We start from the raw sequence: 22472 nt of genomic DNA, 5'->3' as shown, positions 1-22472 counted from the left end.
AAGTTACGAAAATTCAACTTTGCATTTATTTACTACCTTTGAAATTCGAATAAAACACAACAATCTAATGCTGCAACTCGTTTTCGCCTCCAACAACAAGAATAAAATAAAAGAAATCCAGCAATTACTTCCGGATAGCATTTCCATTTTATCCCTGGAGGATATTGGCTGCAATGTAGACATCCCTGAAACTGCCGATACCATTGAAGGCAACGCCATACTGAAAGCCAATTACGTTACCGAACACTATGGATATCCTTGCTTTGCTGACGACAGTGGCCTTGAAATTGAAGTCTTAAACGGAGCTCCCGGTGTTTATTCCGCACGATTTGCGGGTCCACAGCGAAGTGATGATGACAATATCAATAAAGTGTTGGATCTTCTGAAAAACGAAACCAATCGCAAAGCAAATTTCAAAACCGTTATCGCTCTAAATCTTAATGGTGAACAGCATCTTTTTACAGGAATCATCAACGGAAAAATAACAAATGAACCACTTGGAGCCAATGGTTTCGGTTATGACCCTATTTTTATTGCAGAAGGTTTTTCTGATACTTTTGCCCAAATTTCACTCGAAGAAAAGTCCGCCATAAGCCATCGCGGCAGGGCTACAACCCAGTTAATCGCCTTTTTAAAACAGTAACTTATTGATTTTCAATTCATAATAAATTTTTAATATTGAATTTTGTATTAGTTTATTCCATTAATAAACAATACCTTTGCACCCAATTTAAAATATTTTATGAATAAATTTGAACAATTAGGATTGAATGAGTCGCTACTGCTGGCGATTAAAGATCTAGGATTTGAGAATCCGTCAGAAGTGCAAGAAAAAGCGATTCCAGTACTATTGGAACAAAACACAGATTTAGTTGCCTTAGCGCAAACAGGGACAGGGAAAACAGCCGCTTTTGGTTTCCCACTGATTCAAAAAATTGATGCTGAAAACAGAAATACACAAGCATTAATTTTGTCGCCAACGCGTGAGTTATGCTTACAAATCACCAACGAGATAAAATTATACTCAAAGTACATAAAGGGGTTACATACTGTGGCTGTTTATGGTGGTGCAAGCATTACAGAACAAGCTAGAGAGGTAAAACGTGGCGCACAGATTATTGTGGCTACCCCAGGTAGAATGCAGGACATGATTAACAGAGGTCTTGTAAACATTAAAAACATCGATTTTTGCGTCTTGGATGAGGCAGATGAGATGTTAAACATGGGATTCTACGACGACATTTGTTCCATATTATCGGACACACCAGAAGAGAAAAACACTTGGTTATTCTCTGCAACCATGCCTGCTGAAGTAGCACGCATCGGAAAACAATTCATGTCAGAACCGGTAGAAATTACGGTAGGACATAAGAACTCAGGTTCAGCAACGGTATCACACGAATTTTACTTAGTAAATGCACGTGACCGTTACGAAGCTTTAAAACGTTTGGCGGATGCTAACCCGGATATTTTCTCGGTGGTTTTCTGTCGTACAAAAAGAGACACTCAGGCTGTTGCCGAAAAATTAATCGAAGACGGGTACAACGCTGCGGCTTTACACGGCGATTTATCTCAGGCACAACGTGACGGGGTAATGAAATCGTTCCGTGGTCGTCAGATTCAGATGTTGGTTGCTACAGACGTAGCGGCTCGTGGAATCGACGTAGACAACGTAACACACGTAGTAAACTATCAGTTGCCGGATGAAATCGAAACCTACAACCACCGTTCAGGTCGTACAGGTCGTGCAGGAAAATTAGGTACTTCCATCGTAATTATTACGAAAAGTGAATTGCGTAAAATTTCAGCTATCGAAAGAATCATCAAACAGAAATTCGAAGAGAAAACGATTCCAAACGGAATTGAAATCTGCGAAATTCAGTTGTTACACTTAGCGAACAAGATTAAAGATACTGAAGTTGATCACGAAATAGACAACTACTTACCGGCAATTAACGAAGTTTTAGATGGCTTATCTAAAGAAGAGTTAATCAAGAAAATGGTATCTGTTGAGTTTAACCGATTCATCAGCTACTACAAAAAGAAAAGAGATTTATCAAGCCAGTCAGGTGGCGAAAGAAGTTCTGAAGGCAGAGCCCCTCAAGAGGGTGATGCGGTTCGTTACTTCATCAACATCGGTTCGAGAGACAATTTCGATTGGATGTCATTGAAAGACTACTTAAAAGAAACATTAGACTTAGGTCGTGATGACGTATTCAAAGTAGACGTTAAAGAAGGATTCTCTTTCTTCAACACCGATGCTGAGCATTCTGACAAAGTAATGGAAATCCTAAACAACGTTCAATTGGAAGGAAGACGTATCAACGTTGAAATTTCTAAAAACGACGGTGGCGGAAGACGTGATCATAACGGAAGAAATTCAGGCGGAGAAAGAAGAGGCGGCTTTGGCGGTGAACGCAGAGGCGGTTTCGGCGGAGAGCGTAAAAGCTTTGGCGGCGACCGTGACAGAGGATCTCGAAGCGAAAGCCGTGGTGGTTTTGGCGGAAGAAGTTCTGACCGTTCAGAAAGAAGAAGCGATTCATCCTCATCGGACAGAGCACCTCGCAACGAAAGACGTTCCGGAGGTACTTCGCCGAGACGTTCTGACAGTCCGGCACCAAGAAGACCAAGAAGAAGCTAATTCTTTTTGTTAATTTTCTTCAAATAAAAATTAAAAGCTACAAAATATCTAGTACATTTAGACCTTTCTAAAAGCAGTATGAAATATTTTGTAGTTTTTTTATTAGCCTTATTTTCTCTTACAGGTTTTGCACAGGAGGGTGAGTATACTAAAATCTCGGGAGTAGTTGTCAATGAAGCCAATTTACTGCCTAAGAGCGACGTCAATGTCATCAACCTAAACACCGTAAAGGGAACAACAACCAACGGAAGAGGAGAATTTGAAATTGAAGCTAAGGCAAACGACACACTGCACTTTTCATACATTGGTTTCCAATCGATAAAAATCCGTGTTTCGGCCGACTGGGTTAAAAACAAAACCGGCTTCAAAGTAAAACTTACCGAAAAAGCTCATGCCCTTGAAGAACTCTTCATCCCAAGATACTTACTTACAGGACACATTGAAGTAGACACGAAGCTGATCGCGCTTAATGATGCGCATCGTTACAGCATTTCCGGATTGCCATATGGTTATGAATCCGGCGGAAGTTCTTCATCACAAATTGGAAAAGTTATGCAATCGCTTTCAAATCCTGCCGATGCCTTGTATAATATCTTCGGTAAGAAATCGAAGGAAATGAAAAAACTCAAAGAGTTCAAAAAAGATGAAACCATCAGAAATGTACTGGCCTCCAAATACGACCGCGAAACTGTAGCCGCCATTTTGGGTATCGACAAAAAAGAAATCAAAGAGATTTTAAACCGATGCAATTACTCAGACACGTTTATAGAAACCGCCAACGATCTTCAGATCATGGATGCCATCAAAGGGTGTTATGAGGATTACAAGTTGCTGAAGAAGAATCAGTAATTAAGTTATTAGTTGTTTCTACTTACTTTTCAAGACACTTACATACCTAATCAATAATTACAGAATACCGCAAACTGCAACTTTTTCACTGCGACTAAGACTGTCCACTGCGACTACCAGCTCCACTAAACTCTCTCCAAATACTTTTTCGTAATAAAATCAATATCCTTGATTGATTTTTGGGTCCAATCAATGCGTTTTGCCAGTAATTCCGATTCCGTAAGCTGCCAGTCAATTTCCGAATGACGCAAACGCGTGGATATATTCTGAAGGATTATTGCAGCGGATACTGATATGTTCAGACTCTCCGTAAAACCCACCATCGGTATTTTCAAAAAGCCATCTGCCTGCTGAAGCACCTCATCCGAAAGTCCGTGCCTTTCTGTACCAAAAAAGATAGCGCAAGGTTTTGAAATATCAAAATCCTCCAACATGCAATCATTTTCATGTGGTGTAGTAGCAATAATCTGATACCCTCTAGCCTTCAGATTATCGATACAGTCCTGATTGTTGCTGAAACGATGGATATCAACCCATTTTTCTGCACCCATTGCAATTTCCTTATCGATTTTTTTTCCAAACCGCTGCTCCACCACATTCAGCTCCTGAATACCAAAAACTTCACAACTGCGCATTACCGCACTGGTATTATGCAGTTGATACACATCTTCCAAAGCCACAGTGAAATGCTTGGTCCGGTTTTGAAGTACTTTTAAAAAACCTTCTTTTCGGTTTGGTGTGATAAATTCTTCGAGATAATTCAAATAATCAGGATCTGACAAAAGGTTTTCCATTAAAAATGCGGATTTTTAAATATTGTTTATTAATTTAGATGGAGTTAATTCTTACGTATGACTCAAGACGAATTATTGCCGCTAATTTATAAAAAAGACGACAAAGCTTTCACTCTTTTATACGACATGTATGCAAAGAGTCTTTTTGGCGTAATTTATAATCTTATAAAGGATAAGGAAGAAGCAGAAGACGTACTTCAGGATGTTTTTGTAAAAATCTGGAAAAACATTGAGACGTATAACGAAAACAAAGGACGCTTTTACACCTGGATTCTCAATATCGCACGCAACAGTGCCATTGACAAATTGCGCTCCAAAAACTTTATCAATAATCAGAAAAACCTATCGGCCGACAATTTCGTACATATACTGGATGACCCAGCTAAAGCGAGCAATAAAATTGACGCCATTGGTCTTCATGAATTTGTCAAAAAATTAAAACCGAGATGTATCCAGTTAATCGATTTACTGTTCTTTAAAGGCTATACACAGCAAGAGGCCGCCGACGAACTTGAAATTCCGCTTGGCACCGTAAAAACACAAAACCGAAACTGCATCAACGAATTAAGAAACCTATTGAAAGCATAATGAACAGTAAAGAATATATAGAGAGCGGTATTTTAGAACTTTATGTTTTCGGAAAACTTTCTGAAGAAGAAGCCCGTGACGTGCAGCAAATGGCAGCCGACAATCCCGCAGTCCGAACTGAAATTGCAGCTATCGAATATGCAGTAATAAACCTTTCCCATAGTGTTTCTCCAAACATTTCATCGGAAACCTACGATAAAATCCGTAAGGAACTACTCGGAGACACCCCTCAGGTAGTTCATAAGAAATCCAAGACCAACTGGTCGCAATATATGGGTTGGGCCGCAGCTGTAGTTATTCTTTTGGGAGCTGCTTCCATGTACCTGCTGATGAACAGTCAGATGAATGACACCATCAATTCGGAAATCGAAAAAAACAACTCCGAATTCAAAACCATGCAAAAAACCATCATCTCCCTTGAAGACAAAAACAAATCCTCCCAAAAACTATTAAAAATCATTCGCGACAAAAACAATATGGTCGTAACATTGGAAGGACAACCTGCTATGCCTGGCGCAAAAGCTAAAATCTACTGGAACAAGGCCACACAGGCGGTTTACGTAGACGTACAGGGGTTACCGGCACCCCCACAGGGAATGGTTTATCAGGTTTGGTCTTTAAAAATGAATCCATTAACTCCAACAAGTATCGGCATATTAAATAAAATGAAGATTGACACCTCCAAAATATACCAGGTTGAAAGCACCTTAGAAGCCGAAGCCTTCGGAATCACCCTTGAACCGGAAGGAGGAAGTGCCATGCCAACCATGGATCAATTGTATGCTTTAGGAAAAATGTAATTTTTTTTGGTGCATCCCGATAGCTATCTGGAGGCTTGGGCTTACTTATAAAACCATGTTCCCACTGTCCGTTCCTCCCGATGAAAAATCGGAATCCACTCCCATCGGGGCTAGTAAGCTATCCATTTTTGTATCTGCAAACTTATTTTTAAACACCTTTATTAGTCCATAAAGATGAAAAAGAAACTCGTAATCCTCTCCGGAGCCGGAATGAGTGCCGAAAGCGGTATCAAAACCTTTCGCGATGCCGATGGGCTTTGGGAAGGCCATGACATCATGGATGTAGCCTCTCCTATCGGCTGGAACAAAAATCCTGAATTGGTTTTGGATTTCTACAACAAACGCCGCGCACAACTTTTGGAAGTGCAGCCTAACCGCGGACACGAAATCATAGCCGAACTTGAAAATCAGTTCGATGTTCATGTCATTACTCAAAATGTAGATGACTTACACGAACGCGCGGGCAGCTCAAAAGTTTTACACCTTCACGGCGAATTGCTTAAAGTATGCAGCATTGCCAACGAAAATCACATCCTCGACTGGAAAACCGATTTACATTTAGGCGATACCGATAAACAGGGCTACCAACTCCGTCCTCATATCGTCTGGTTCGGAGAGGCCGTTCCCGCCATAGATGAAGCCATCGAAATTGTGCAAGATGCCGATATTTTAATTGTAATTGGTACATCATTACAAGTATATCCCGCCGCCGGACTGATGAATTATGCCCCACAACACATTCCTGTATATTACATCGATATCAAACCTGCCACTATTTATGACTTACCAAATCTGTTGGAAGTAATACCAATGTCAGCCAGCGATGGAATGGAAAGATTTAAGGACATTATGAGTTGTAAATTGTGAATTATAAATAGACTTAGCTACATTATTCATAGCAAAACAACGTGATAACTGCAACTGAAAACTGTGACTAAAAAAAATACAATTCATAATTTATAACTCACAACTTATAACTATTTTTGCCTTTTCTTAAAAACAACACGAAAAAACATGCAACTAACTGAATTGAATGCTATTTCGCCAATCGATGGACGTTATAGAAATAAAACTGTTTCCTTATCACAATATTTTTCTGAAGAAGCACTGATCCGTTACCGTGTTTTAGTGGAAGTGGAGTATTTCATCGCTCTTTGCGAATTGCCTTTACCGCAACTTGCCGGCGTGGATAAAAACCTTTATCCGGAGTTACGTAAAATGTATGAGAACTTCTCAACGGAAGACGCTCTTTGGATAAAAGAAACTGAAAAAACGACCAATCACGATGTGAAAGCTGTGGAGTATTTCATCAAAGCAGCATTCGACAAGTTAGGGTTACAACAATATAAAGAGTTCATCCATTTCGGATTGACTTCTCAGGATATCAACAATACTGCTATTCCGCTTTCTACGAAAGAAGCTTTCAAAAAAGTATACATGCCTAGCTTAATCAGTGTAATTTCCAAACTGAAAGAATTAAGCATCGAATGGGCAGCCATTCCGATGTTGGCCCGTACTCATGGACAACCGGCTTCCCCTACCCGTTTGGGCAAAGAAATCCAGGTTTTCGTGGAGCGTTTGGAAGAACAAATGCGTTTGTTGTTCAATGTGCCATTTGCAGCTAAATTCGGTGGTGCCACAGGAAACTACAATGCTCATGCGATAGCCTATCCTAACAACGATTGGAAAAAATTCGGAAATAAATTTGTGGAAGATATTTTAGGTTTACACCACTCTTTCCCAACAACACAAATCGAGCATTACGATCATTTTGCTGCATTTTTTGATGCTTTGAAACGTATCAATACCATCTTAATTGATTTAGACCGCGATATTTGGACGTATGTCTCCATGGATTATTTCAAACAGAAAATCAAAGCAGGAGAAATCGGTTCTTCCGCTATGCCACATAAAGTAAACCCGATTGATTTCGAAAACTCAGAAGGAAATTTAGGGATTGCCAATGCGATTTTCGAACATTTATCAGCTAAATTACCAATATCAAGATTACAGCGTGACTTAACTGACAGTACGGTTTTACGTAACATCGGAGTACCGATGGGTCACACCATAATCGCTTTTGAAGCTACTTTGAAAGGGTTGAACAAATTGCTTCTAAACGAAGAAAAATTCGCAGAAGATTTAGAGAAAAACTGGGCTGTTGTTGCTGAAGCTATTCAAACAATCTTGCGTCGTGAAGCGTATCCGAATCCTTACGAAGCATTAAAAGAATTAACCCGTACCAATACGGTTATCAACAAGGAAGCGATCCATAACTTCATCGGAACTCTAAACGTTTCTGATGATATCAAAGCCGAGTTGTTGAAAATAACGCCTAGCAACTATTTAGGAATTTAAATTTCGACAGTGAGACCTGAAAAGGTCCAAAAATAACAATCCGTGACTTGAATGAGTTGCGGATTTTTTTTGCTTAAAACTTTGGTTTGTTTCCAAAAGTAATCTTTATTTCATAACGATAAAAGGGAGCAAAAGCAACTTTAAACAACTCGGATAAAACGAGTTATAAAGACAATAAAGTACAAAACGATTTTTTAAAACTACCTGTTCATTTTCAAAAAATCAACCAAAATCATTTTAACGAGAATATTATATCGTTCAAAGAATAAAAAACATTCGACTAAAAAAAGAGGTTAACTTTATTCCCCTGCTCAAAAAATGAGTCAGATAAAAAAGAGATATTAACCTAAAACCAAAAGATTATGTTGAGAAGAAAATTACTTTTAGTCTACCTCATTTTACTTGCTACCCTTGTGGTTATTATCGGTTGTGACAAAATGAAGGACAAACCCATGGGAGATGCTCCAAAAGCAGAAGCTTCCTTTGATCCCGAGTCTGCTCGTGCTGCCATTGATGCCAGCAATGCCGAATTCTGTAAAGCTATGATGGCCAGTGACAGCATTGGCTTGATAGCTCGCTATGATGACAATTCAAAAGTATTTCCGCCCAATATGGAACCGGTTGTAGGGACAAAGGAAATTAAAAAGTTTATGATGCATCCTATGGATATGAAAATGACCGATTTCAAAATTGAAGCTGTTTCGCTTTCAGGTACCGAAGACAATCTCATTGAAATCGGAAACTATTCTATTACTGGAGAGAAAGGAGCCATGGACAAAGGAAAATTTATCGCTATTTGGAAAAAAGCCGGCGACTCCTGGAAAATCCAGACAGAAATTTGGAACAGCAACATGCCGCCACTTCCACCTCCACCTGCTCCAGCTGAAAAAAAATAAGATGCTGTTTTTACAATACGTTAGAATCAAAGTAAAAAACAGTTCCAAGAAGCCCGAATTCAATCAAAAAACTTGAAGATTCGGGCTTTTTTCACTATTTTCCCCTGAATATTTTTCAGAACAACAAATAGTTACCCGCCCATGTTTTTAACCGCTGCCGCACCATCCGTTACACCTCACCTTCAGCCCTTAATCAGCGATTTGGGACTGATTCTTATAACTGCTGGATTCGCGGTACTTCTGTTTAAAAAAATAAAACAACCTTTGGTTTTGGGCTATCTTATTGCCGGATTTCTTGCCGGGAATCATTTCGATTTCTTTCCTTCAGTAAAAGACACCCACAGCGTAGAAATCTGGGCTCAAATTGGCGTTATTTTTTTACTGTTTAGTCTCGGACTTGAATTCAGTTTCAAAAAACTGGTAAAAGTTGGTGGTACTGCTTCCATAACTGCGATTACACAAATTGTCACCATGGTTGCTTTGGGTTTTATCGTTGGAAAATTAATGGGCTGGAAAAATATGGATTGCCTCTTTTTAGGTGTCATATTATCCATATCTTCAACAACAATCATCCTTAAAGCCTTTGATGAATTAGGCGTAAAAGCGCAGAAATTTGCCGGAAATGTTATTGGAGCACTCATCGTTCAGGATATTTTGGCAATCTTAATGATGGTTCTATTATCTACTATTGCCGTTAGTCAGCAGGTATCCGGAAGCGAATTATTTTATTCCGTATTAAAATTGGTTTTCTTCCTGACCATTTGGTTTGTGGGAGGGATCTTCTTCGTTCCAACCTTACTTAAAAACGCGAAGCATCTGTTAAGCGATGAAATGCTTTTGATACTTTCCATTGCCTTATGTCTGGTCATGGTAACATTAGCAGCCAAAGTAGGATTTTCACCGGCATTAGGAGCTTTTATCATGGGTTCTATCATAGCCGAAACTACTCAGGCGGAACATATTGAAAACCTTGTAAAACCTGTCAAAGACTTATTTGGCGCCGTTTTTTTCGTGTCGGTGGGTATGATGATCAATCCTGATACACTTGTAGATTATGCTTTCCCGGTTGTTATTTTAACCCTTGTTGTTATTTTGGGGCAATCAACAAGTGCAGCAATAGGGTCGTTACTTTCAGGACAACCTTTAAAACAAGCGGTGCAGGCTGGAGTAAGTTTGTCGCAAATCGGCGAATTTTCATTCATCATAGCCACATTAGGGTTGTCATTGGGAGTAACCAGTGATTTCTTATATCCTACAATAGTTGCAGTTTCGGCCATAACCACCTTTACCACTCCATACATGGTAAAATTGGGAACACCGCTTTCTTTGTTACTGGAAAAAAAATTACCCCGAAAATGGATCAAGGCCATTCAAAACTATAGTGCAAATGCCGAAGCTATTAAAACCGTAAGTACCTGGCAGATCGTTTTACAAAGCTTCCTGTTTCAGATTATATTGCATTCAATCATTATCATCGGTATAATTGTACTTTCAACGCGTTACATTTTACCTTTGGTGGAAGGCTCGAAATTTGGTCACGCTGTGGGTGCATTAATCACTCTTGTAATCGTTTCACCATTCTTATGGGCACTATCACTTCGAAAAATTGCAGTTGAGGAAGTCAGCGAATTGTTTGAAAGACGAAAACAACGTGGACCGATTGTTGTGTTGATTTTCTTCAGAATGGTATTGGGATTGTTTTTCGTCGGATTTATCCTGAACAACTTTTTCTCTCCCGGAATTGCATTTCTTGCCCTGATTGCAGCATTACTTGCCTATTTTATCTTCCCAAAACAACTGCACGCACGTTATCACAAGATTGAACGTCATTTCTTAAGTAATCTCAATGATCGCGAAATTGCCAAAGAAAAGAAAACACGTCACGATTTAACCCCATGGGACGGACACATGGCGACATTTGATATTGCAGATGCTTCCAATCTTGCAGGTAAAACACTGGAAGAACTACAAATGCGTGAAAAAATAGGGATTAATATAGCCTTTATTAAACGAGGTGAAATTACAATTAATGTGCCTAGCCGTAATGAACGCTTATTTCCAGGCGATGAAATTTGTGTAATCGGAACCGATTTCCAGGTAAAAAAATTCAAAAAGTATCTGGATCAGAACGAAATTGAAGCTCCGGAATCCGTTGAGGAAAGCGATATAGTGCTACAGCATCTGGAATTAAAAAATGAATCATTCATCGGGAAAAGTATCCGCGAATCCCAAATAAGGGAAAAAACAAGCGGACTGGTTGTGGGTATCGAACGTGAAGGACGCCGAATGCTCAACCCCGATTCACATTTGATTTTAGAACAAGGCGATATTCTTTGGGTCGTAGGTGATAAAAAACTACTGGCGAGCCTGGCTAAAGGAAAACTTAAAGAATAATTTTCTCATTACCGGCCAATTTTCCGATTTGCCGTAAACCTTACCAAAACAGGACGACTTCCCGGAAGACTCACTTTTACAAGTACTCTTACCTTCTTTCCATTGCTTCATCCATATTCCTTTGAAGATTCTGACACACAAATTCTTATTAAAAATAGTGCATCTATAAATCCTTGTGTCAAATTTTACAAAATTTACGAATTACATAGGTTTTTTCTTTCAATAATATTAACAGCTTTTTGGTTTTTTGTTTAATACAGCATATGTACAATAACTAAAATCCCCCACACGAAAATTAGCTAAAATCTAAACAAAAACCTGATAATAAGCGAATTACAAACACACGTATTTGAACTCACAATCTCAAATACGTTACATTTAACAAGTAAAAGGCTACTATAACAACAAAAGACCTTTTTTGTCATTATCGATAGTTTTATATTTTTGGCTTAACACATATTTAACGTTTTAACAAAATATATCATTTTATCCTAATTATTAAAACTTTACTAATAAGGAAATATACTGTCAAATATCAAACTTAAAGTTCCTTGATTGAGACAAAAAAATTAACTAATCAATGCAATTATTATGGATAATAGAAATAGTAATGATAAAATGAAAAAGAGTGCAACCATATAAAAACTGATTCCCTAAAAACCGAATGATAATTATGAATTTGAAAACTTTGAAAGTCAAAAGCTCCACAATCCTGTGCAGTGCCGTTTTAGCATTAACAGGATTGACTTCTTTTTCGCAATCTCCTGGCGGTGTATCTGCCAACTTAACATTATGGCTAAAGGCTGACAATCCAGCGACCATAACTGGCAGTCCTGTACAGGCATGGTCAACCAGTGGTGGTAGTGCTGCGGGTTATAGTGTTACACAAGGAACGGTAGCAAACAGACCCACACTCATCAACGGAGCAACAAACTATACCAAATACAATTATAACCCAAATATTAAATTCACTTCGGGATCGAGTACCAGATTATTTAAAACCGGAGGTTCCCCGGATTTATTGGGAAATAACGGGACTGCAATAATCGTTACCACGCAAGCAGGAATAACCGGTTTTAGCTTTTACTCAGGTACTACCGGACGCTATCAGTTAAAACCTGATTTCCGCTTCCAAACGGGACTTTCAGGAACGGGATATACCTTTGATTGGGGAGCACCAACAGAGTATTCCACAACTTCTGCCGCTATGATTGCCAGTTACGGATGTGCTTCAAATGCAGCCTTACGAAAAAATTCCGTGCAAGTTACAACTCCTAATAACACGGCAACTCTATACAATCCTTCTATTACAACAGGATTGTACTTGGGAGCCAATAATACTTCTGAATATTGCAACAGCTCCATAGCTGAAGTAATTTTATTCAATGCCAAGCCAACCATTGCCGACATGGACAGAATCGAAAGTTATCTGGCAATAAAATATGGAATTACCCGAGGCGGTAATACAAATACCGCAGGAACATACAATTATATAGCTTCTGATGGAATTACCATCTTATGGAGTAAGGTTTTAAATACTGGATTTAACAATGATATTGCTGTTATAGGAAGAGACGACAACAGCGGATTAGCCCAAAAACAATCTATTAGTGTGAATAACGGTGAAGCTTTAACCATTTCGTTAGGCAATGGAGCAATACCAACAGAAAATGCTACCAATTCAGCTGCTTTTTCCAGCAACCTTTCTTTCTTAGCATGGGGAAATAACGGATTAACAAAAGCATTTAATACAGGAGCCAGTAAACCTACAGGTGTATTGGAGCGTTTAAACCGTATATGGAAAACAAATGCGACCAACTTTAGTCAGCAAACCACTTTCGGATTCGAAAATGCTCAAATTACCGGTTTAGGAACAACGGGTAATTTATGCTTGTTGTTTGATGAAGATGGTACCGATTTTTCGAATGCTGTTGTTGTCGCTGCCTGTTCAGCAGTCAATACGGGAACCCGTACTGAATTTAGAGGAATAAATATTCCGGCAGGGAAACCTTATTTTACTTTAGCAAGAATGGTAACGCCAACGCTAATTACAAATAATGGTCCAATTTGCGAAGGAACCACTTTGAATTTAACTGCAGAAACTATGACTCCGTCAACCACTTATTCGTGGACCGGACCTAACGGTTTTACTTCAACAGACCAAAACCCGTCAATCCCTTCAATAACTGCAGCTGGAAGCGGTACTTATTCTGTAACTATTACAACATCAACCTGTACCACGGTTTTAAGCACGCCTGTTACCGTTACACCGGCTCCAGCTCCAACCTTTACACCGGTTGGTCCTATTTGTTCAGGAGACACATTGGCTCCCCTGCCAACAACTTCTAATGAGGGAGTTACCGGGACATGGTCACCAGCTTTGGATAATACATTAACAACTACCTATACTTTTACCCCAACAACCGGACTGTGTTCGGGTCGGGCAACAATGATTATTACTGTGAACCCTGTTGTAACGCCTACATTTACGCAGGTTGCACCAATTTGCTCAGGCGGAACGCTAGCTGCCTTACCAACAACTTCTGATAATGGAATTACAGGGTCTTGGTCTCCGGCTTTGGATAATACAACAACAACTAATTATATTTTTACTCCTGATGCCTGGCAGTGCGCCTCAACAACACCTATGACCATTACGGTAAACCCAGTAGTTACACCTGCATTTACACAAGTTGCGCCAATTTGCTCAGGCGGAACGATGGCGGCGCTGCCAACAACTTCTGATAATGGGATTACGGGATCTTGGTCTCCGGCTTTGGATAACACAACTACAACTAATTATATTTTTACTCCTGATGCCGGACAATGTGCTTCTACAGCACCTATGACTATTACAGTTAACCAATTACCAACAATTTCAGGGACTTCATCGGTGTGTAATGGCTCAAAAATACAATTAATAGGTTCGGGAACAGCTGCATCGACAAATGCGTGGACTTCTTCCGATAATTCAGTAGCCATCGTGGATGCAAACGGATGGGTAACAGGAGTTTCCGCAGGACCGGTTATCATAACATTTACAGATATCAACGGATGTTCAGCGACTGCAAACGTAGATGTATTAGTAACACCTACAGCAAACATTTCTGTAACGGGAGCGCCACTAATCTGTACCGGAACAGCTTCCGAAATCACCATCACGGGAACACCGGATGCAACGGTTAATTATACAATAAACGGAACTCCGGCTTCAGTTACCATACCAGCATCAGGTTTTGTGGCATTCTCAACCGGAGATTTATCGGCTCAGACGATTTATCAATTAGTAAATGTTACTACAACCTCAGGATGTACGTCAGCATTATTTCAATCAGCAGATGTAAATATTGCTCCGCAGCCTACTGCATCAATTTCTCCTGACACTACGGTTTGCAGTAATTCTTCGACTGACATTAAATTTGAAGGTACAGCCGGAGCAACTGTGAGCTACACCGTTAACTCGGGCGCTATCCAAACGGTTATCCTTGATACCGCAGGAACAGCGACTGTAAATACAGGAAACTTGACAGCAGACGCTACTTATACTTTGGTGAATGCAATTGCAGGAACTACACCAAACTGTATTCAGTCATTAACAGGATCTTCAACAGTAGCGGTAGTGCAACGTCCTGCCGTAACAGCAACACCAACTTCTCAAACATTATGTTCCGGACAGTCTACAGGAATTCGATTAGAAGATACTGTTCCGAATACTACTTTCACGTGGACCTATGCCCAAACAGGAGGCGTAACCGGAGCTTCTAACGGAAGCGGAAACATCATTTCGCAGGTGCTTACTGCAGGGACTACCACTGGAACGGTAACCTATACTATTACGCCTTCATCCTCCAGCAATTGTGCAGGAACACCAACTACAGTGACAGTTACAGTAAACCCTGTACCTGATGTAAATGTTATTAATGCAGCGCCATCTATTTGCACGGAAAACCCTACAAACATAACTATGTCAAGTACAATTCCAGGCGCTACTTTTAGCTGGAATGCTACTCAGACAGGTGGAGTAACGGGAGCAGCAAGCGGAACAGGAACATCAATCAACCAGGTTCTTACAGCTTTTGGCACCACTGTTGGTCAGGTTGTTTATACAATTATTCCAGATAACAGCGGTTGTATGGGAACACCAAAAACGGTTATCGTTACCGTTTACCCGAAACCTAAAATTACAGCCAGCCCATCATCGGCAATCTTATGTTCAGGCGAAAAAACCAATATCATGCTGAACAGCAATGTGCCCGGAACTGTATTTAATTGGTCCGTTATGCCAGATGGCGTATTAGGAGCCGTATCCGACAGCGGAAACACTATAAGTCAAACACTTACTACCGCTGGTTCAACCCCAGGTACGGTTATATATACCATCACTCCAACTGCTAACGGATGTACAGGTGAACCGATTACCGTAACGGTAACGGTTAATCCGACACCGGAGATATTTAGTGATGCGAACCCGCCAGCTATTTGCAGCGGCGACTCATCAGGTATTACTGTTACTCCGGCTTTTTCGGGAACATCCATTTCCTGGACCGTTGTTCAAAACGGAGTAAAAGGCGCATTTGACGGCAGCGGTTCTGAAACCTCTCCGGGATTGGGAATTGCAATCGATCAGATTTTAACCACTACAGGAAATGTACAAGGAACGGTAGTTTATACCATTACACCAATGTATAATGGTTGTGCCGGAGATCCTAAAACTGTTACTGTTCTCGTGAATCCTACACCAAAAATCAACATCCAAGAGGGATCGATTTGTATTGATGCAACTACCGGAGCCTTGATCTACGGATACACGATGGATACCGGTTTAAGCGAAGCCGATTATAGCTTCCAATGGTATTTTGAAAACAACATGAACAATGTTATTGCAACGACCAGTTCTTATGTAGCCACTGAAGCGGGTACATATACTGTTTCCATCATGAATTCTTCTACAGGCTGTTCGGATGTATTCATTATTAAAGTTGAAGCTTCTAATCCGGCGACAACCGCTACAGCAGTAGTTACGAATTACTTCGAGGACACTCAGGCCATCACTGTAACGGTAGCCGGAAACGGATCATATTTATACAGTTTAGATGGTGGAGCATTCCAGGAAAGCAATGTCTTTGTAAATGTACTTCCGGGAGAGCACACCGTAACGATTCAGGATGCTGCAGGATGTACGAATATTACTTTAGAGCATATCGTGACCATTGGTTATCCGCGTTTCTTTACACCGAACGGTGACGGATTTAACGATACCTGGAACATCTGGTCGTTGAGTAATGATCAGCCAAATGCTGAAATCCATATCTACGACCGTTATGGAAAACTGATCAAACAGATTGTTCCAAGCGGAACCGGATGGGACGGATTGTTCAACGGACAGACTTTACCTTCTACAGATTACTGGTTTACAGTTAAATATAAAGAGAACGGCGCTGAGAAACTATTCAAAGCACACTTCTCGATGAGACGATAATCCATTTGAATATCTATTACTGAAAAGAGCCACTCGCAAATCGAGTGGTTTTTTTTATGCTATCAAATGATAATTACAAAAAAGAAAATGGTTTACCGGAATAGTCCTGTCCCGATAACCATCGAGGAACGGCATCTTTTCAAACGGTCATTTCGAGAGCCTCAATGACCGTTTGAAAAATAAAGTGTTCCGATAGCTGTCGGAAAGCAGGAACAGGTCCCGATAACTATCGGGATCCAAAAAAACCAAGCCTCCCGATAGCTATCGGGACACTCCTAAAAACAAAAAAGCCTCCAGTCAGACTGAAGGCTTTCTTTTTGTTTTTATAAGCTTATCTCGAATAATTCGGAGCTTCTTTAGTAATTGTTACATTGTGCGGGTGGCTTTCGCTGATACCGCTTGATGTAATGCGTACAAAACGTCCTTTGGTTTGTAACTCTTCAATAGAAGAAGAACCACAGTATCCCATACCGGCTCTTAATCCTCCGATGAATTGTAACATGCTTTCATTCAATTCTCCTTTGTAAGGAACTCGCCCTACAATTCCTTCCGGAACCAGTTTCTTCACATCGTCTTCCACATCTTGGAAATAACGGTCTTTAGAACCTTCTTTCATGGCTTCAACAGAACCCATTCCTCGGTATGATTTGAATTTTCTTCCTTCGAAGATGATAGTCTCACCTGGAGATTCCATTGTTCCTGCTAATAATGAACCTAGCATTACACAGTCGGCACCTGCAGCGATTGCTTTCGGGATATCACCTGTATAACGGATTCCACCATCAGCAATAACCGGAACACCAGTACCACGTAAAGCAGCAGCAACTTCCAATACAGCTGAAAACTGAGGGAAACCAACACCGGCAACTACACGTGTTGTACAGATAGAACCAGGTCCGATTCCGACTTTTACAGCATCGGCACCACTTTCTGCCAAGTATAAAGCAGCCTCTGGAGTAGCGATGTTTCCAACAACCACATCCAATTCAGGGAATTTAGCTTTTACTTGTTTTAAAACGTCCACTACCCCTTTTGTATGTCCGTGAGCTGTATCAATGATAACTGCATCAACACCAGCGTTAACCAAAGCGGTAGCTCTTTCTACTGCATCAGCTGTAACACCAAGAGCAGCAGCTACGCGTAAACGTCCGAATTTATCTTTGTTCGCGTTAGGTTTCTGTGTAAGTTTTGTAATATCTCTGAAAGTAATTAAACCGATTAATTTGTTTTCCGCATTAACTACAGGTAATTTTTCGATTTTATTTTCCTGAAGAATTTCTTCTGCAGCAGCTAAAGTTGTTCCTTCCGGAGCAGTAACAAGGTTTTGAGCTGTCATTACTTCTGTAATGGCGCGGGCATTGTTTTTCTCAAAGCGTAAATCACGATTGGTAACAATTCCGTTTAAAACCTGATTGCCATTCACTACCGGAATTCCACCGATACCGAATTCGCGCATTGCCAATTTAGCATCACCAACTGTAGCGGTTAAAGGTAAAGTAACCGGATCGATAATCATTCCGCTTTCAGCACGTTTTACTTTGCGTACTTCAGCAGCCTGTTGTTCAATGGTCATATTCTTATGTAAAACACCAATTCCACCTTCACGAGCCATAGCGATTGCCATAGAACTTTCTGTAACGGTATCCATTGCTGCAGAAACAATTGGAACGTTAAGCGTAATATTTTTCGAGAATTTAGTTTTGATACTTACTTCGCGTGGAAGTACTTCAGAGTAATTTGGAACCAGAAGAACATCATCGTAGGTTAGACCTTCACCGATAATTTTAGCTGTATGTGCTTTCATGTTGCAATTTGTAGTTAAATTGCATGCAAATATAGTACATTTAAACTTCTTATAAAAACTCTTTTAACTTAACTTTAAAAAACAAATTCCAAAGTAGTATAAAACACTCTTGGTTCTGAAGGAATAATCCCAGGCCCAGGATATCCGGTAGCTCTTCTGGTGAAGTACCAGTTATCTGTTATGTTGTTTATTCCAGCCTCCAATTTGAATCGTTTCCACTTATATGCCGCTGATAAATCCATTACATAATAAGAAGGAATCTCCCCGAAAATACCATAAATATTATCATTCGGATCTGTCTGTAGGTTTTCCGCATCTGTGAATTGAGAAGAAACGTACGTTAATTGAAGACTCGACAAAAAGTTCTTGTATCCCATTCCCATACCCGTTTTCACATTATACAAGGGAACAAATTCAACTTTATTTCCTTTTATGTTTGGTTTGTCGGATTCAAGATATTCCGATCCTGTAACAGATACATTGGAGAACATATTCCATACAAAATTCTCATTATCATCTAAGAATGTTTTGCCGATATTCCAGTCTAACATCGTTTCAACCCCATAAGTAATCGCAGTTCCGATATTGTCACGTAAACGTACCACAGCGGCTCCTCCGTTTGGATTTGCGGCCTCATACTCCCCTATCTTATGGTCATAATACAGAGCAAAACCACTGACATCGAATGTTACTTTATCGAACAACCTTCCTCTGGTTCCGATATCAACAGTATATCCTTTTTCATCGGTAATATCTTCGGCAATGGCCTGACTCGGACTGGCAGTACGGATATCATTGAATGTTACAGAGCGATAGTTTTGGGATATATTTCCATAAATCTCCATTTTGTTCATTGGCTTGTAACTTAATCCTAATCCCAATAAAACAAAACTTCTTTCTTTCACAGTGTCCTCATATAGTGTCTTGTCATAAAAAACGTTACCAGACAAGTCTTTACGGATTCGTCTGTAATAACCATCAGCCTGTGTTTTTATATATTCATATCTGAAACCCGGCGTAACTGAAAAAGCTGAAGAAATTTTAAAAATATTTTCTCCGAACAAAGAAACATTAAGGTTAGGGAAAACATATGATGATTGATTGCCGTAATCCGGAAACTCATCCGTAGCCAATTCAAAATCGGCATCAGACCCTGAACTTCCCGGCCCTTGAATCCCGGTATTTCTTGACTGATAATACTTCCCTCCTATTAAAAAGGCATTGGAATTATTAAATAAGATATATCTTTTCAGATAACGTGCTTCTGCTCCCCAGTTCACGAAATCACCCAAAATCAAGTCTCTTTCCGTTCCCGGCTTATCCTCATCTGAAACACGGTTAGAACGGAATCCGAGTGCGTCTCTTGATGCATCCAAACCGAACAATTGTAATGAAAAATCGGCATTATGACTGAATTTGTGCTTTAATCTAAGGGAATACAGGTTCCAATCCACAGCAAACCAGTTACGTGCGCGGTTACTTTGTGTCGGATCCTGATTGAACATATAGTCCGTTAAACCTCCCGGTTGTTTTGCCAGATAATCGAAATGAGTGTAATCAAAATGCAAAGATGTATTTGCCGTAAACTGATAATTCAGATTGGCAAAGAAGTTTTTAGCATCGAATTGTGAATTCGGACGGAAACCATTTCCTTGCTTGTAATTGTAAAAAGAATAGTAACTGAACTTTCCTTTGGTACCGCTCAAACTGGTGAAGTTGGTAAACAAGTCATACGACCCACCAGTAGTTCTGTTGGTAAATTCTATTTCTTTTTTACTCGGACTCTTTATTTTAAAGTTGATCATTCCTCCAAACTGCGTTCCATACTGTAATGAGGCTGCACCACGAACTATTTGAATCTCTTCCAAAGCTTCTGTTGGTGTGGCATAATAACTTTCCGGATAACCTAAAACGTCGGCGCTGATATCATAACCGTTTTGACGCGTATTGAAATTTGATGTTCGGTTCGGGTCCAAACCTCGTCCACCAACAGAAAGCTGTAAACCTCCGTCGTTGCTTTCGTTTATCGTTAATCCTACCACCTGAGAATAAATTTGACGCGGATTGTTTGTAGCTTTATTGGCCGTCAATTTATCTAGAACAACAACTTCCGTCTTTTTTCCGGCGTAAATAGCAGTTTCTTCAATATCCCTAAGCTTTCTGACTGCCGCTATGTTTTCGCGTTGTTTGTTTATAACAACTTCTGAAAGCGTTTTGCCCAAAGGGTACAATACCACTTTCAGATAAGTTTCCGTCTTATCAACCTTCACAGCCTTTTCGACCATTGCATAGTCCTCAATAAAGAAGACAAATACGAAATTGCCAGGAGTCGAAACACTCATAGAGAAATCCCCTTTTTTATCGGTGTAAATGCTTCTACCGTTACTTTTATTGACTATCTCTACCCCTGAAAGTTTTTTTCCGGTATTATCTACAACAGTTCCTGAAAATTTATATTGTGAGAACGCATTGAAGGTTAAAAAAAGTAGTAACAGATATTTATAATCCCTTAATTTCATCGTTGAACGGAAGTATCCAGGTTTTATGTTTAAATGATTCATTTTCTTTTGCAAGATTTATATTGGGGTCTATATATTTTCGACTTAAACGACCGTTGAGATTGACATAACTTTCAACTTTGACTATCGGGTCGTTAAAACCTATTTTTTTATAATAATCGTGTAAAAAGTGGGCGTATTCTAAAATAAAATCGGGTTGAAAAGACATTTGCTTTTCCTGAAAAGTAGTCAGAAAATCACTGTTGTTGACATAAGCTGTCTTTTTGGTGATGGCGTCAGTAACTTTGAATTGAACATACCCATTTTTTTCCATAAGCATTACACGCCATGAAAAACGGAAACCTTCTTCGGTCCAGAAAAGTTCTCCTGGATACAGCAAATAACGGAACGGAAAAAGCAACTGCACGGTCATAAAAACAGCTATGAAGCCGAATTTTAATTTTTCAGAAAAAGTAAATTGGTTATTTTTTGCCAATCCGTTTTCAAACCGATCCACATTCATTCTGAATAATCCGAAAACTTTTTGCAGGACTGTTTTATGGAAACCGGATCCGAAAAAGATAAGCGTACTAATTATCATCACATAAGGAAAAACCCCTATAGGAAATAGCATCTTTGTAAATACATGAAAAAAAACAACCAGCATGAACGCTAAAATTCGTGTTCTTTTGTAAAGCAATAAGAACGGAATTGTCAAATCGTAAATAGCTCCACACCAGCTTAATGCATAATGCGCCCAGTTTTCATTAAGAAATTCACCTACAACCGGCATTCCTGCATTCATCGGTAACCATATTTTTAAAGGCATGGCCTCGAATAGCCAATCCGAATTAAGTTTGGCCAATCCAGCATAAAAATATACGATACCCAGCATCAATTTTATTACATCCACTGTCCAGGAAGGTATTTGCTGAAAAGCCTTTTTCGGATTTTGGTAAGCATCTACGGAATAAGCAGCTTCTGCGGGTAAAAAAATCAACAAAAAGCTTACCAGTGAAATAAAATAGTAATGGTTGAGATAAGTGGTTTTATCCATCAGTTCGATGTAAGTGAAGCAAAGAAAAAAAACAATTATCGCTATTCTGTATTTGTAGCCTATTGCAACCATCAGCGCAGCTAAACCACAAATAAAAAACAACAAATACGTAAAATTTCCCAAAGGCTTTACCCATTCGAAACCGTAATAAGAAAAATGGAACAACGGTTTAATATACAGCTTTTCTACCCAGCCATAACTTACAAACCGGATAATGCTACCCAGCATCATTAAACCAAACGCCAGCCTGAAAAAGGCCAGCGTCGCGGTTTCTGTAGTTTTATTAAGATATTTTTTCAGACTATCAATCATGA

At 39.6% G+C, this 22472-nt stretch carries 14 protein-coding genes; 10 read left to right on the top strand and 4 right to left on the bottom strand.

The genetic code is table 11. From position 1 onward, the window contains the following. The first annotated feature begins 70 nt into the window (after positions 1-70). From LZF87_RS08250 to LZF87_RS08240, 3 genes are all read left to right on the top strand, one after another. A complete protein-coding gene (locus tag LZF87_RS08250; RefSeq protein WP_244343805.1) occupies positions 71-643 on the top strand; it encodes a non-canonical purine NTP diphosphatase in 573 nt (190 codons plus the stop codon). 99 nt (positions 644-742) lie between these two features. Next, positions 743-2641, top strand: a complete 1899-nt coding sequence (locus tag LZF87_RS08245) for a DEAD/DEAH box helicase (RefSeq protein ID WP_244338403.1) — start codon at positions 743-745, stop codon at positions 2639-2641. A gap of 78 nt (positions 2642-2719) precedes the next feature. Next, on the top strand, positions 2720-3490 hold the full coding sequence (locus tag LZF87_RS08240; protein ID WP_244338401.1) for a carboxypeptidase-like regulatory domain-containing protein: 771 nt from the start codon (positions 2720-2722) through the stop codon (positions 3488-3490). Between the two features lie 125 nt (positions 3491-3615). On the opposite strand, the gene LZF87_RS08235 is transcribed toward LZF87_RS08240, so the two are convergent. Continuing rightward, positions 3616-4284, bottom strand: coding sequence for a TrmH family RNA methyltransferase (locus LZF87_RS08235; protein ID WP_244338399.1), 669 nt, complete (start codon positions 4282-4284; stop codon positions 3616-3618). 57 nt (positions 4285-4341) lie between these two features. On the opposite strand from LZF87_RS08235, the gene LZF87_RS08230 reads away from it, so the two are divergent. From LZF87_RS08230 to LZF87_RS08200, 7 genes are all read left to right on the top strand, one after another. Next, positions 4342-4872 carry an RNA polymerase sigma factor gene (locus tag LZF87_RS08230; RefSeq protein WP_244338397.1) on the top strand — a complete coding sequence of 177 codons (531 nt, stop codon included), beginning with the start codon at positions 4342-4344 and terminating at the stop codon, positions 4870-4872. Next, positions 4872-5672, top strand: a complete 801-nt coding sequence (locus LZF87_RS08225) for an anti-sigma factor (RefSeq protein WP_244338395.1) — start codon at positions 4872-4874, stop codon at positions 5670-5672. The genes LZF87_RS08230 and LZF87_RS08225 overlap by 1 nt, the downstream gene beginning before the upstream one ends. 174 nt (positions 5673-5846) lie before the next feature. Further along, positions 5847-6539, top strand: coding sequence for an SIR2 family NAD-dependent protein deacylase (locus LZF87_RS08220; protein WP_244338393.1), 693 nt, complete (start codon positions 5847-5849; stop codon positions 6537-6539). 147 nt (positions 6540-6686) lie between these two features. Further along, a complete protein-coding gene (purB, locus tag LZF87_RS08215; protein ID WP_244338391.1) occupies positions 6687-8030 on the top strand; it encodes an adenylosuccinate lyase in 1344 nt (447 codons plus the stop codon). A 362-nt stretch (positions 8031-8392) separates the two neighbouring features. Next, positions 8393-8926, top strand: coding sequence for a YybH family protein (locus LZF87_RS08210; RefSeq protein ID WP_244338389.1), 534 nt, complete (start codon positions 8393-8395; stop codon positions 8924-8926). A gap of 141 nt (positions 8927-9067) precedes the next feature. After that, positions 9068-11320, top strand: a complete 2253-nt coding sequence (locus LZF87_RS08205) for a cation:proton antiporter (RefSeq protein ID WP_244338387.1) — start codon at positions 9068-9070, stop codon at positions 11318-11320. A 673-nt stretch (positions 11321-11993) separates the two neighbouring features. After that, positions 11994-16799: a PKD-like domain-containing protein gene (locus LZF87_RS08200; protein ID WP_244338385.1), complete on the top strand. Its 4806-nt coding sequence runs from the start codon at positions 11994-11996 to the stop codon at positions 16797-16799. Positions 16800-17130: 331 nt separating this feature from the next. On the opposite strand, the gene guaB is transcribed toward LZF87_RS08200, so the two are convergent. The 3 genes from guaB to LZF87_RS08185 form a co-directional block, all read right to left on the bottom strand. After that, entirely contained in the window at positions 17131-18603 is a 1473-nt protein-coding gene (gene guaB / locus LZF87_RS08195) for an IMP dehydrogenase (RefSeq protein WP_244338383.1), read from the bottom strand. A gap of 74 nt (positions 18604-18677) precedes the next feature. Beyond that, the gene (locus tag LZF87_RS08190; protein WP_413614270.1) at positions 18678-21164 is read right to left on the bottom strand and encodes a TonB-dependent receptor domain-containing protein; all 2487 of its coding nucleotides are present in this window, start codon (positions 21162-21164) and stop codon (positions 18678-18680) included. Further along, positions 21103-22470 (bottom strand): HTTM domain-containing protein, encoded by a 1368-nt coding sequence (locus LZF87_RS08185; protein ID WP_244338381.1) that lies wholly within the window; start codon positions 22468-22470, stop codon positions 21103-21105. The genes LZF87_RS08190 and LZF87_RS08185 overlap by 62 nt, the downstream gene beginning before the upstream one ends. Positions 22471-22472 lie beyond the last annotated feature (2 nt).

Source organism: Flavobacterium enshiense (assembly GCF_022836875.1).
Lineage (GTDB): Bacteria > Bacteroidota > Bacteroidia > Flavobacteriales > Flavobacteriaceae > Flavobacterium > Flavobacterium enshiense_A.
The sequence above is the reverse complement of the archived record's forward strand: the minus strand, read 5'-3'. Positions and strand labels throughout refer to the sequence as shown.